This window comes from Hymenobacter lapidiphilus (assembly GCF_003417065.2).
GTDB lineage: Bacteria > Bacteroidota > Bacteroidia > Cytophagales > Hymenobacteraceae > Hymenobacter.
This window is the reverse complement of sequence record NZ_QVLT01000015.1, coordinates 76995-90660: the sequence shown is the minus strand read 5'-3', so window position 1 is coordinate 90660 and position 13666 is coordinate 76995. Positions and strand designations below refer to the sequence as shown.

The following is a 13666-nucleotide window of genomic DNA, read 5'->3' as shown; positions in this document are numbered from 1 at the left end:
CCTAAGACCTACCTGATGAAAAACAACCGTACCCTGTATATCCTGTTGGCCTTGCTGGTGGTGGCGTTTGCCGGCTACTTCGTGGCCAAAAAGCAGGGCTGGATTGGCCAGCCGGCGGGCACCGAGGTGCTGGCGGCCTCGGCCGCGCCCACCACCATTGTGGAGAAGGTGAGTGCCTCGGGCAAGGTGCAGCCCGAAACGGAAGTGAAAATTTCGCCCGACGTGTCGGGTGAAATCACGGAGCTGTATGTGGAGGAAGGCGACTCGGTGAAGAAAGGCCAGCTGCTGCTGCGCATCCGGCCCGATAACTACCAGGCCATGGTGAGCCAGCAGAACGCCGTAGTGGGCACCCAGCAGGCCAACGTGGCCCAGACCCGCGCCCGTCTGCAGCAGCTCATTGCCAGCGCCCGCCAGACCGAGCTGACTTACCGCCGCAACGCCTCGCTTTACAAGCAGAAGGTGATTTCGCAGGCCGACTACGAGGCCAGCAAGGCCGCCTACGACGCCTCGCAGGAGGAAATTAACTCGGCCCGCCAGGGCATCCGTGGGGCCCAGAGCAGCGTGCGCTCGGCGCAGGCTGGCCTGGAGGAAGCCCGCCGCAACCTCGACAAAACGACTATCTACTCGCCCGTAAACGGCACCGTCAGCAAGCTCAACGTGAAGAAGGGCGAGCGGGTGGTAGGCACCAGCCAGATGGCCGGTACCGAAATCATGCGCATCGCCAACCTGCGCGAAATGGAGGTGCGGGTGAGCGTCAACGAAAACGACATCATCAACGTGACGCTCGGCGACTCGGCCGATGTGGAAGTGGACAGCTACGCCAGCCAGGACCAGCGGTTCAGGGGCGTGGTGACCAGCATTGCCAACACGGCCAAAGACGCGCTGACGGCCGAGGCCGTAACCGAGTTCGAGGTGAAAATCCGGTTGCTGCCGGCCTCTTATGAGAACCTGCTGCAGGCCAAGCCCGGCCGCCGGGTAGTGCCCTTCCGCCCCGGCATGACGGCCTCGGTCGACATCATCACCAACCGCAAAAGCAACGTGCTGAGCGTGCCGCTGGCCGCCGTAACCACCCGCACCGACAGCACCCAGACGGCCGGGGCTCCCGCTGCCAAAGACGGTGCCGCCAGCGCGGGGGCGAAAACCGCCGCAGTTTCCACCGGCCTTCAGGCCGCTCCCCAGGAAGTGGTGTTCCTGATTCGCAACGGTAAAGCCGTAATGACGCCCGTAAAAACCGGTATCAGCGACTTCCAGAACATTGAAATTCTGAGCGGCATTCAGGCCGGCGACCAGGTAGTGAGCGGGCCGTTCCGGGCCGTGTCCAAAACCCTGAAAGAGGGGGATGTTGTCGTTATCAAGGACGCTAAAACCCTCAATAAGGAAGCCCTGAAGGAGGAGGCACCAGCGGAGTAAGCGGATGCCAGAATAGTTGACCTGGTGAACGAGCTGCGAAGAACGTCATTCAGAGCGAAGCGAAGAATCGCGCGTGAAGTCGTTAGGGTAACCTAACGACTTCACGCGCGATTCTTCGCTTCGCTCTGAATGACGTTCTTTGTTCACCGGATTATCAACTCGCCTAGTTGCCGAGTCACTCATTCACTCACTCACCGATTCTCGCATTGGAAAAAATAGCCATGCTTGGCGGCGGCTCCTGGGCCACTGCACTCACCAAAATCCTGTCGGAAAACGGCAGCCACGTGCATTGGTGGATGCGCGGTAAAGACGACGTGCAGCACCTGCTGCGCACCCGCCACAACCCGCGCTACCTCTCGTCGGTGGCCCTCGACCTGGACCGCGTGCTGCCCACCACCGATCTGAAGGAGGCCGTGGAGGCCGCCGACTGGCTGGTGCTGGCCGTGCCCGCCGCCTTTGTGCAGAGCGCCCTCGACAAGCTCGACCGCGACGCGCTGAAGGGTAAGCGGGTGATTTCGGCTATCAAGGGCATGATTCCGGGCAAAAACGTGCTCGTGACCGATTACGTGGCCGAGCGGTTCCGGCTGCCCCACACCCGGCTGGGCGTAGTGGCCGGTCCCTGCCACGCCGAAGAAGTGGCCCTCGAAAAGCAGAGCTACCTAACCATCGGCTCGCCCGATGCCGAGCTGGCCGAGGACTTCTGCCGCTTGCTGCGCAACCGCTACGTGAAGGCCAACCCCGCCACCGACCTCGACGGCATCGAGTACTGCGCCGTGATGAAGAACATCATTGCCCTTACTGGCGGCATTGCCCACGGCCTGGGCTACGGCGACAACTTCCTGGCCGTGCTGGTGAGCAACGCGGTGCAGGAAATGCGCCGCTTCGCCCACGCCCTCAACCCCGAGCCCCGCGACCTGTCGGGCTCGGCCTACCTGGGCGATTTGCTGGTGACGGCCTACTCGCAGTTCTCGCGCAACCGCACCTTCGGCCACATGGTGGGCCGGGGCTACTCGGTGAAATCGGCCCAGCTGGAAATGAACATGATTGCCGAGGGCTACTACGCCGTCAAAAGCATCTACGAAATCAACCGCAAGCTCCAGGTTTCCATGCCCATCACCACGGCGGCCTACAACATTCTCTACGAGAAGATTGCGCCGGCCATTGAGATTGAGCTGCTCAAGGAAAAGCTGAAGTAGCAGGGCGCTGCGAAGAGCGGCCGGCGTTTAGGAGTCCGGCCGTTCCGGCCGGGCCGTATGTGCCAATAATTTCCTTTTTTGCGCGGCATTCCGCTATCGAAGCTGTTTAGAAAGTCGCGTTGATAGTTATGCGAACGTCATGCTTCGACAGGCAGACGCCAGATGAGGCATGACGTTCTGGTGACTTTCTAGACAGCTTCATTACCAAACCACAAAGACCACTACACCATGGGAGCCTGGGGCTACTATAACTTCGACAACGACACGGCCGCCGACTTTGCCGAAGATTTCAAGGCCGAACCCTCGGCCGGCGTACTCGAGCAGGCCCTGGCCGCCGTGCAGGAGGCCGATGGCGAGTACCTCGACGCCGATGTGGCCAGCGAGGGGCTGGCGGCGGCCGAAATCGTGGCCGCCATTCTGGGCAAGCCCGCCCGCAATTTCCCCAACGATCTGCTGGGCGTTGTTCCGGGCCTCAACTTGAGCCACGTGGAGCCTCTGCGCAAGCCCGCCCAGGAGGCCGTGCGCACTATTCTCGGGCCCGAGTCGGAGTTGCGGGAGTTTTGGGAAGACAGCGACGAGTTTGAGAACTGGGAGGGTTTGCAGCGGCAGCTGCTCAAGCGTCTCGATAAGCCCGGCGCCTAGCGTGGCGGGCGGCTGGCTGGGGCTGGCGCTGCTGGCGGCGCTGTGCCTGGCCGGCTACAACTTCTTCATTAAGCTGGCGGCGGGCCACATTGCGGCAGCGGCCGGAGCCGTGGTGCTGCAGCTGGTAGCCGCCGCACTGGGCGGCATCTGGCTGCTGAGCCTGCACCTGAAAGGCGCCCCGCTGGGCGTTACAAATAAAGGCCTGGGGCTGGCCGCGCTGGCGGGCTTGGGCGTGGGGCTGGCCGAAATCCTGACCTTCGTGGTGTTCGAGCGGGGCGTGCCCGCCTCAGTTGGTACGCCCATTATTGTGGGCGGCTCGGTGCTGCTCACGGCTCTGCTGGGCGTACTGGTGGCCCGCGAAACGCTGGCGTGGCCCCAGGCACTGGGGCTGCTGGCCATTGTGGGCGGCGTGGTGCTGTTGGCCCGGGGCGAATAGGGTAAAATAGGGAGGTGGTGAAATGGCGCGTTTGACGTTTTGGAGTTCTGGCGGCGCAAGTGGCGCAATCAGGTTTCTCGAAACCTCAAGCTCCTCATTTCACCACCTCCCTATTTTACGGCTAGTGGCAGCTCGATTGCGATGGTAGTGCCCTGATGCGGGGCCGAGGTAATACCCAACGCCCCGCCCAGCAGCTCGACGCGGTTGCGGATGCCGGCCAGCCCGATGTCACCGCTGGCGGGTACCGGCGCGGCCACAAAACCCACGCCGTCGTCGGCGATGCGGATGCGCAGCTGCCCGGGCTGGCGGGCCACGAGTAGCGTTACCTCGCGGGCCTGGGCGTGCTTCATCACGTTGCTGAGCAGCTCCTGCACAATGCGGTAAACGGCCATCTGCACCGGCGGGGGCAGGGGTTGCGCCGAATCGTCGAGGCCGTCGAGCGAGAGGCGGAGGCGCAGCAGACTCACGGGCACGCGGTCGGCCAGCTCGCGCAGGGCGGTGGGCAGGCCGAAATCTTCCAGAATGCGCGGCGTGAGCTCGAACGAGATAGTGCGGGTGGCCCGGATGGATTCCTGTAGCAGCTGCTGGCCGGCGCGCAGGGCCTCCGAATCGGGGAGCTGGGTGAGGTGTAGGCGGGTGGCGTAGAGCAGCTGGCCCACGCCGTTGTGCAGGGCTTCGGCAATGCGGCGGCGCTCCTCTTCCTGGGTGGTGAGGATGGCCGAAAGCACCAGCTGCTGCTGGCGGGTGGTTTCGGCCAGCAGCTGCGCGAAGGGCCCGCTTTTGCGGGGCGAAGAAGTACTCATAGTAGTAGCATTGCCCGCCGCTGTGGCCGAGTGCTGGGAGAGGGAGAAGGGGAAGTTGACGAGCCGGGGAATGGACGGCGAGGCGTCGTTGCGCCGCGAAATCTTCCACTTCATATCAAGCGGAATAAACAGCTCCTGGTAGCCGGTCAGGTTTTCGCTGGGCCCCAGAAACAGCAGCGAGCTGGGGTTGAGCGCGTAATGGAAAATGGGCAGCAGGTTTTTCTGCAGCTCGGCCGACAGGTAAATCAGCAGGTTGCGGCAGCACAGCAAATCGAGCTTAGTGAAGGGCGTATCCTTGGTCAGGCTGTGCACCGCAAAAATCACCACGTCGCGCACCTCCTTGGTTATCTGGTAGCTACCGTCGGGCTGGCGCACAAAAAAGCGTTGCAGCCGCTCCGGGCTCACGTCGGCCGTAATGTTGGGCGGGTAGAGGCCGGCGCGGGCAAAGTCGATGGCCGCCGGGTTGATGTCGGTGGCGAATAGCTGGAGTTTGAGGTAGCGGGCCGGGTCGATGGCATCGAGGCTTTCGAGCAGCAGCATGGCCAGCGAGTAAGTTTCCTCGCCGGTCGAGCAGCCGGGGGCCCACACCCGCACCGTGCTGTCGGTGGGTTTGCCACGCAGCAGCGGCAGCAAGTGCCGCTGCAGGGCCTTATAGGCGTCGGGGTCGCGGAAAAACTTCGTAACGCCAATCAGCAGCTCCCGAAACAGGGCTTCCACCTCGGTCGGGTTTTCCTGCAGGTAGCGCACGTACTGCGTGAACCCGTGCATCTGGTGGGCGTTCATGCGCCGCTCGATGCGCCGAAACACGGTGTTGCGCTTGTAGAAGCTGAAATCGTGGCCGGTCTGGGCCCGGATCAGGATAAAGATTTTCTGCAGGGCGTGGGCCGGCTGCGAGTCCGATTCGGCCTGCTCGCGGCGGGGGCGGGCAAACAGGGGCTTGTGTATGTATTCGAGCAGCTTGGCCGGCAGCTGGTCGGCGGGCAGCACGTAATCGACGAACTCGGTGGCAATGGCCGAGCGGGGCATCGAGTCGTATTCGGCCGTTTCGGGGCTCTGCACCATCACCATGCCGAAGTTTTCCATCACCATCTTCAGCCCCACGGTGCCATCGGAACCCATGCCCGAGCAGATGATGCAGATGGCCCGCTCGCGCGCATCCTTGGCCAGGCTCTGGAAGAAGAAGTCGATGGGCAGGCGGCGGCCGCGGGCCTGGATGGGCTGAAACAGCAGCAGCGTGCCGTGCAGCATGCTCATGTCGCGGTCGGGCGGGATAACATACACGTGGTTGAGCCGCACTTTCAGGCCATCGGTGGCTTCGTGCACGGGCATGGGCGTGAAGCGCTGCAGCACGGCCGGCAGCTCGCTGGGCTGGTCGGGCGCCAGGTGCATCACCACCACGAAGGCCATGCCGGGGGTAGGCGGCAGGGCCCGGGAAATGGCTTCGAAGGCCTGCAAAGAGCCGGCCGAGCCGCCCAGCCCCACCATCGGGAACTTCTCGGCGGCGTTTTCCTGATTCTGGGCCAGGCGCAGCTGGCGGGGGCTCACTTGGTTTTCGACGGGCGGGGCATCTATGTCAATAGGAGCAGCGAGTTCCTGGTTTTCAAGGACTTCGGCGTAGGATGGGGCGGCAGAATCGGGCATGAGAAGAGCACGGACCAGAAAAGGTAGGCGGGGCCGGCTGTGCCCAAAGCTAAGCAGGGGGGCCGGGGATTCTGCCTGTAGGATTCGGTAGGCCGGAGCAGTCGGGTAAGCGCAACCGGGTTGCCCCAGAACGGGTAGGGTGCGGGGCTTGTCCCCGCCCGCCGTTGAACGGCGCAGTTTGAATCGTTCAACGGCGGGCGGGGACAAGCCCCGCACCCTACCCGTTCTGGGCGTTCTGGGGCAGGGGCAGCACAATGCAGTACTCGGTGCCGCGGCCGGGCTGGCTGCTGACGCTGAGCGTGCCGCCGTGGCCGCGGGTAATCAGGTCGTGGCTCAGGGCCAGGCTCAGGCCGGTTTCGGCCCCGGCCGGGAAGCGCTGGAACACCGTGACCAGCGTTTCGGGAGACAGTCCCTCGCCGTTGTCGCGCACCCTTATTTCGACGCTGGCCGCCGTGCGGCGGGTGGTCAGCTCTATCTGGGGCACGTAGTCTTCGTCGGGCTGGCGCTGGCGTTGGGCCACGGCCTGCAGGGCGGCACTGTACACGCCCACCAGCGCCCGGCCCAGGTCCTGGCGCACCACCATTATGCGCTCCAGCGTGGGGTCGGGGTGGAGTAGCAGGGCGGTACTGAAGTGGCGGTTCTTGGCCCGCATGTCGTGGTACACCAGCCGCAGGTACTCTTCGGCCAGGGCGTTGAGGTCGGTGAGCTGGCGGGCCCCGCCACCGCCCTGCGAGTACTCCAGCATACCGCGCACCACCGACTCGGCCCGCTGGCCATACTGCACAATATGGGTCTGGTTCTGGTGCAGCGCGTCGAGCAGCTTATCGGCCAGTGCCTGCTGGCTGGGCGGCAGCCACAGCTGGGTGAGGTACTGGCGCATCTCGTCGCAGAGCTCGGTGCTGGCTGCTGCGTAGCGTCGGAGCAGGCTAACGGGGCGCTGTATTTCGTGGGCAATACCAGCCATCAGCTCGCCCAACGACGCCATTTTCTCGCGTAGTACCAGCTGGCCCTGGGTTATCTTAAGCTCTTTCAGCGTCCTCACCAAGTCGTCGCGTTGGGTGGTCAGCTCGCGGGCCTGCTGGCCAAGCTGGCTGTGCAGCACTTCGAGGCGGCGGGTGGCATCCCGCTGCCGACGATGGCGGTGCCAGAGAAGCAGCAGCGCCAATAGCAGCAGCCCGGCCCCGGCCAGCAGGGCGCCAGTGCGTATGCGGGCCAGCAGCTTGCCGCGTTCGGCCTCCAGCTCCAGCAGCCGGGTGTGCTCATTAAAGGCAATGGCATCGAGCTGCTTGATGCGCCGCGGGTTGAAGAGGCTGTCCTGGGCGGCGAGGAGTACGTGGGTGTAGTACAGGGCGCTGTCGGGCTGCTGGCGGGCTTCGTAGGCCGCCATCAGCAGGGCGCTGTTGCGCACCACGCCTACTACGTAAGGCAGGTTGGCGGCCAGCGCCAGGGCCCGCCGGGCATACCAGATGCTGGAATCGGGCCGGCCCTGCTGCTTATGTAGCTCGGCCATGTACTGGAACGCCCGACTGACACTGCGCAGGTCGTTTTCGGGCTCGGCAGCCCGGGCGCTGCGCTGGTAGTAGGCCAGGGCGGCCTGCGGGTAGCCCAGGGCCAGTTGCAGCAGGCCCAGCTCGCGCAGTACGTAGGGGGCGGGGTTGCCCCAGCAGCTCCAGGTCCGGGGGCGGTGCCGGGCCGTCAGCTGCCAGGCCTTGTTTAGGTAAAAAGCGGCCGAATCGTAGCGGCGTAGCCCTTCGTAGCTGGCGCCCAGGTTGGCAATTACGCTGATGAGCTGCGACGTATCGGTGGTGCCGGCCCGCTGGTAGCTGTCCAGCGCCCGGAATGAGTACCGCAGCGACGGGCGGTAGTCGTCGAGGGCGAAATAGAGCAGCCCGGTCTGGTTAAGCGTGCGGGCAGTGCCTTCCAGGTCGCGGCTTTCCTCGTTGAGACGCAGGGCGGCCAGGTTTAGGCGCAGCGCCTGCGGCAGGTTTCCCCGCTCGCCGGGCAGAATGGCCAGCCGCGACAGGCAGCGGCCTTCGCCCTTGGCATAGCCCAGCCGGCGGGCCAGGCGCAAACCCTGTTGGGCGTAGAAGCTCACCGAGTCGAAGTACGAGTAGCGGAAGGTGGCGGCTAAATCGGCCAGCAGCAGCACCCGGGCCGTATCGGTGGTTGCGCGGGCCAGGGCCAGCTGCAGCGGGAGGGTCTGCGGACTCTGGGCTTGTCCGGCTACCGGCAATAGCAGCAGGCTTGTTAGTAGAAAAGTCCACAGCAGAGAACGGAGCATGAGGAAAGGTAAGTTTCCTGTCGGTATTATCCTAATTAGAAGTCGATCCGCCAATAAATCCAAAAGAGGAAATCTGGTGGCCGCTTGCCGGAACGCCCACCGCCTGAGAGCCTGGCTGCTGTTGCCACCTGGCAACCCCACCCGTGGTTTGCCGTTTTGGATGGCAGCAGGTGCGGCTACTGCCGGCCGGATCCGCTGCCGTCTCAGTTTCCCATTCCTGATGCCCGATCCGTACTCCGATAACACCGACGAAGAGCTCAATACCGCCAAGCAGGTAGACCTGGCCAACGTCGGGGCCCTCAACCGACAGCAGCTCACGCCCAAAGCCGCCACCGCCCCCCGCGGCCAGGATCACCCGCCCACCGACACGGTCGACCACCACAACGAATCGGCCGACGAGCACGCGGGCCACTCGCACGACGACCTCGACGGCCACGACCACGGCCCGGCCAGTGAGCGGCCCTACCTGTGGCCGGCCGTGAGCCTGGCGCTGCTGCTGGCTGGCCTTGCGCTGGATTACTTCGATGTGCCGTTTTTTGTGGGATTGGTGCGGCCGCTGTGGTACGGGGTGGCGTTTCTGCTGGTGGGCTGGAAGGTGCTGCGGGCGGCTGCCGTCAGCTTGCCCACGGGCAACGTGTTCAACGAGTTTCTGCTCATGAGCCTGGCCACCCTCGGCGCCTTTGCCATTGGAGAATACCCGGAGGGCGTGGCCGTGATGCTGTTTTACACCGTGGGTGAGCTGTTTCAGGATGCGGCTGTGAACCGGGCCAAGCGCAGCATCCGGGCGCTGCTCGAAATCCAGGCCACCGAAGTAACCGTGGTCCGCGCTGGCCAAAGCCTCGTCATCGACCCCAAGCAGGTGCAGTTGGCTGACCTGATGGAAGTGCGGCCCGGCGAAAAGGTAGCCCTTGATGGTACGCTGGAAGGCACTGCGGCCTCCTTCAACACGGCCGCCCTCACCGGCGAATCGGCCCCCCAAACCAAGCAGCCGGGCGACATGGTGCTGGCTGGCATGATCAACCTCGACACGCTGGCCCGCGTGCGCGTGACGGCCGCCTTTGCCGACACCAAGCTCAGCCGCATTCTGGCCATGGTGCAGGACGCGGTGGAGCGCAAGGCCAAAACCCAGCAGTTCATCACCCGCTTCGCCCGTATCTACACGCCCATTGTGGTAGCGCTGGCCGTGCTGCTGGTGCTGGTGCCAATAGTTGTGGTCGATGACTACGTGTTCCGCGACTGGCTGTACCGGGCGCTGGTATTTCTGGTGATTTCCTGCCCCTGCGCGCTGGTTATCAGCATTCCGCTGGGCTACTTCGGCGGCATCGGGGCGGCCTCCAAAAACGGTATCCTGTTCAAGGGCTCCAACTTTCTGGATGTGCTGCGCGAGATTGACACTGTGGTGATGGACAAAACCGGCACGCTCACCGAGGGCGTATTTGCCGTGCGCGAAGTGGTAACCGCCCCCGGCACCACCGCAGCCGAGCTGCTGCGGCTGGTCGGCGCCCTCGAAACCAAATCAACCCACCCCATTGCCAAAGCCGTGGTGCAGCACGCGGCCCCAACCGCCACCGACACGGCCGCCGTGGAAAGCGTGGAAGAAATTGCCGGCCACGGCCTGCGTGGCCGCGTGGCCGGCCGCACGGTGCTGGCCGGCAACACCCGCCTGCTCAGTGAGTTTGACGTCGCTTACCCGGCCGAAGTAGACGCGGTGGTGGACAGCATCGTGGTGGTGGCCCTCGACGGGCAGTACGCCGGCTACCTCACCGTGGCCGACGCCCCCAAGCCCGACGCCGCCCGCGCCGTGCGCGAGCTACGCGCCGACGGCATTACCAAGCTCGTCATGCTTTCGGGCGACAAAGACAGCATCGTGCAGCGCGTAGCCGCCGAGTTGGGCATCACGGAGGCCCACGGCGGCCTGCTGCCCGAAGACAAGGCCCGCTATGTGCAGCAGTACCTGGATGCCGGCCGCAAGCTAGCCTTCGTGGGCGACGGCGTGAACGATGCCCCGGTGGTAGCCCTGGCCGACGTGGGCATTGCCATGGGCGGCCTGGGCTCGGATGCCACCATCGAAACGGCCGACGTGGTTATCCAAACCGACCACCCGAGCAAGATTGCCACCGCCCGCCGCATTGCCCGCGCCACCCACACCGTTGTCTGGCAGAATATCTGGCTGGCCTTCCTGGTGAAGGGCGTGGTGCTGGCGCTGGGCGCGGGTGGCCTGGCCACCATGTGGGAGGCGGTGTTTGCCGATGTGGGCGTGGCCCTGCTCGCCATTCTCAACGCGGTGCGCATTCAGCGCATGAAGTTCTGAGCCAACATTTAGGCTCTGGCTACCGCCTGCCACGAACCAGAAGGCCCTGGGCTGGTGTTGGGCGGGCATGTGTGCACATCATCAACCCAAACAGCAGCTCCAGCGCTTCGGTATCTATCTGGCCCTGGGCGTCCTCGTCCTTCTGAGCCAACTGGCCGGCCTGTAGGGCGCCGGATTTTTGGGTAGCCATCCGACCGCTGCAATACGTGCTATTCGTACAAACTAAGCCCGAGGGTACTGACGATGGACACCACTATTTCCTTTAGTGCGCCTCTGCTGGAGGCCGTCCTGAGCGGGCACAAAACCGTTACCCGCCGCCGCTTTGCAGGCACAAGCGAGCTGCTTGAGCAGCCCGACAGTTACCGCTTCTGCGGCCTCGACGCTACCGGAGCGCATTTCGAGGAAATAGCGACGGGGCGTCGCCTGCCGGTTCAGGCATATCCTTTTGGCGGTGTAGGGGAGGAGCCGGTGCGGGTAGCAGAAGCGCCCGATTTGCGGTTACTGGTAGTGGCCATAAGAGTAGAGCGGGTGCGGTCCATTACGGCGGATGGCGCGCGGGCTGAGGGGATTCGCCTGCTCAATCCGGAAGCCGGGTCGGCCGCCGGGGCCGCCCGTTGGGGTGGGGTGGAGCCCGACCCGGCCGGCGGTTTCCGCTGGTACGATGAACCCGTTACGGCTTTTGCCCATTTGCTCACCAGCTTCTACCCACTGGCCTGGAAGCACAATGCCTGGATGTGGGTGATTGAGTTTCGGAAGCTTGATTGAAAGTCAATTAGCGCTCATACTGAGCTGGCCGAAGCATCTCTGTCGCCTCGTTGCGCAACTCCTGCAAAGCGGGAAGAAGGGCGTTTCGATGGCTTTTAAGGAGTTTGCAAACGGCTTTGATGTCATCAGCTTCTGACCCTAAATGGCCTAGGCCATCAGGTCGGGCCGGTAGAATGCAAGAAGTGCCAGCCCCTTGAATGACAGGTAAACTGAGTAGCTTTCCGGCCGTGGTGATGGAGGCTGAGGCCTGAAATGGTTTCCGTAGGCCAACGAGTAGGCCCGCGCAAACCCCGACTGGTCCTACTCCGGCCACGCCAAACCGCACCCTGCCTCATGCCCGAAGGAACTCTGCTCATCATCGACGACGAAGCGCCCCTGCGCCAGGCTATTACCCGGATGCTGGAGCTGGAAGGCTACACCGTGCGGCAGGCTCCCGACGCCCGCCGGGGCCTCGAAGACCTGGCCCAGCACGCCGACGAGGTGCTGGTGGTGCTGAGTGATGTGAAGCTGCCCGACGGCTATGGCCTCGACCTGCTGCCGCGCTACCGGGCCAAGGCTCCATTGGCTGAAATCATCCTGCTAACGGCCTACGGCACCATTCCCGACAGTGTGCGGGCCATGAAGGAGGGCGCGTTCGACTACCTGACCAAGGGCGATTCTGACGACCAGCTGGTGGTGGTGGTGGACCGGGCGGTGGAGAAGGCGCGGCTGCGGCGGCGGGTGGCCGAGCTGGAGCAGCAGGTGGGCGCGCAGTACACGTTTGAGAGCATGATTGGCTCGTCGGCGGCGCTGCTGGAGGCCCAGCGGCTGGCCCGTCGCGCCGCGCCCACCGACAGCACTGTGCTGCTCGAAGGTCCCACCGGGGCCGGCAAGGAGCTATTTGCCCAGGCCATTCACCAAGCCAGCGCCCGGCGCGGTAAGCCTTTCGTGGCCCTCAACTGCTCGGCTTTCCCCCGCGACTTGCTCGAATCGGAACTGTTTGGCTACAAGAAAGGGGCCTTTACCGGGGCGCTGGCCGATAAGAAGGGCCTGCTGGAAGCGGCCAATGGCGGCACGCTGTTTCTGGACGAAATCGGGGAGCTGGAACTGAGCGTGCAGGCCAAGTTCCTGCGGGTGCTGGAGACCCGGCAGTTCACCAAGCTCGGCGACACCCGGCCGACTACCGTGGACGTGCGGCTAGTGGCGGCCACCAACCGCAACCTGCAGCAGGAAGCCGCTGCCGGCAACTTCCGGCCCGATTTGTACTACCGGCTGGCCGTGTTTACGGTGCCGGTGCCGGGCCTCAACGAGCGGCGCGCCGACGTGCCCATCCTGGCCGAGTTCTTCCTCAAGTTCTTTTCTGCCAAGCTGAATCCTCGGCTGCGGGGCCTGGAACCCGAGGTGCTGGAGCAGCTGCGCCGCCACGACTGGCGGGGCAACGTGCGCGAGCTGCGCAACGTGCTCGAACGGGCCGTTATCCTGGCCGACGGCGAGCAGCTGACCACCGACGACCTGCCCACCGAGTTCCATCACTTCCAGCCCGACCCCACCGTAGCTGACGACCGCACGCTGCGCACGATGGAAAAGCAGCAGATTGCCCGGGTGCTGAACGAAACCAGCGGCAACAAGATGGAAGCCGCGCGGCAGTTGGGAATTGGGACGAAAACGCTGTACCGGAAAATCCAGGAGTACGGCCTATAATCTGCCAGCGTTCCAGGCAACCCAGGGTTAAAACAGTGGGCTACGTAGCGCCCAACCTACTCCACTACATTGGTCGCAACGTAGGGTGCGGGGCTTGTCCCCGCCCGCCTTTGAACGACCATATCAGGTTCTGTTCAACGGCGGGCGGGGACAAGCCCCGCACCCTACGCCGTTTTTGCACTTCATGTGAATAGCCCAAGGCTTCATTCCTGGGACTTTCACGCTACCCCAAACCGGGTTATTCTGACCACCACACCGGGTCAGAATAACTCGGTTTTTTGCGTTTGAGCTCAACTCGTAGAGCGGAACAATAAAATTTGGGTCTGACTGACAGTAGGATAGCGCCAAGTAAAATCCATCCACCCGAAACCGGGCCGGGATTGGCAAGCGGGCCGGCACACCAATCAACCAAAGCCCTTATGTCCGCTGCCCTGCTTATTCCGCTGCTGACGGCCACTGGCCTTGCCGGCTTCTGGCTTTTCTACAAATCGGTCGACTTTT

At 64.0% G+C, this 13666-nt stretch carries 10 protein-coding genes; 7 read left to right on the top strand and 3 right to left on the bottom strand.

Annotated elements, in window-relative coordinates; all coding sequences use genetic code 11:
- The first annotated feature begins 15 nt into the window (after positions 1-15).
- The 4 genes from D0N36_RS10835 to D0N36_RS10820 all read left to right on the top strand — a co-directional run bounded on the left by D0N36_RS10835 (position 16) and on the right by D0N36_RS10820 (position 3684).
- Positions 16-1410 (top strand): efflux RND transporter periplasmic adaptor subunit, encoded by a 1395-nt coding sequence (locus D0N36_RS10835; RefSeq protein ID WP_116941407.1) that lies wholly within the window; start codon positions 16-18, stop codon positions 1408-1410.
- A gap of 206 nt (positions 1411-1616) precedes the next feature.
- A complete protein-coding gene (locus tag D0N36_RS10830) occupies positions 1617-2606 on the top strand; it encodes an NAD(P)H-dependent glycerol-3-phosphate dehydrogenase (RefSeq protein ID WP_242478876.1) in 990 nt (329 codons plus the stop codon).
- A 228-nt stretch (positions 2607-2834) separates the two neighbouring features.
- Positions 2835-3248 carry a DUF4259 domain-containing protein gene (locus tag D0N36_RS10825; RefSeq protein ID WP_116941406.1) on the top strand — a complete coding sequence of 138 codons (414 nt, stop codon included), beginning with the start codon at positions 2835-2837 and terminating at the stop codon, positions 3246-3248.
- Position 3249: 1 nt separating this feature from the next.
- A complete protein-coding gene (locus D0N36_RS10820) occupies positions 3250-3684 on the top strand; it encodes an EamA family transporter (RefSeq protein ID WP_116941405.1) in 435 nt (144 codons plus the stop codon).
- A 110-nt stretch (positions 3685-3794) separates the two neighbouring features.
- On the opposite strand, the gene D0N36_RS10815 is transcribed toward D0N36_RS10820, so the two are convergent.
- Together D0N36_RS10815 and D0N36_RS10810 are read right to left on the bottom strand one after the other, a co-directional pair.
- Positions 3795-6128, bottom strand: coding sequence for a chemotaxis protein CheB (locus D0N36_RS10815; protein ID WP_116941404.1), 2334 nt, complete (start codon positions 6126-6128; stop codon positions 3795-3797).
- 217 nt (positions 6129-6345) lie between these two features.
- Positions 6346-8409, bottom strand: coding sequence for an ATP-binding protein (locus tag D0N36_RS10810; RefSeq protein WP_116941403.1), 2064 nt, complete (start codon positions 8407-8409; stop codon positions 6346-6348).
- 220 nt (positions 8410-8629) lie between these two features.
- On the opposite strand from D0N36_RS10810, the gene D0N36_RS10805 reads away from it, so the two are divergent.
- Complete coding sequence (locus D0N36_RS10805) at positions 8630-10720, top strand: heavy metal translocating P-type ATPase (protein ID WP_116941402.1); 2091 nt, start codon at positions 8630-8632, stop codon at positions 10718-10720.
- Between the two features lie 19 nt (positions 10721-10739).
- Here D0N36_RS10805 and D0N36_RS10800 read toward each other — a convergent pair whose 3' ends face one another.
- Positions 10740-10910, bottom strand: coding sequence for a hypothetical protein (locus tag D0N36_RS10800; RefSeq protein ID WP_190242626.1), 171 nt, complete (start codon positions 10908-10910; stop codon positions 10740-10742).
- Between the two features lie 53 nt (positions 10911-10963).
- On the opposite strand from D0N36_RS10800, the gene D0N36_RS10795 reads away from it, so the two are divergent.
- Complete coding sequence (locus D0N36_RS10795; RefSeq protein WP_116941401.1) at positions 10964-11485, top strand: hypothetical protein; 522 nt, start codon at positions 10964-10966, stop codon at positions 11483-11485.
- A 333-nt stretch (positions 11486-11818) separates the two neighbouring features.
- A complete protein-coding gene (locus tag D0N36_RS10790) occupies positions 11819-13165 on the top strand; it encodes a sigma-54-dependent transcriptional regulator (RefSeq protein WP_116941400.1) in 1347 nt (448 codons plus the stop codon).
- Positions 13166-13666: the final 501 nt, after the last annotated feature.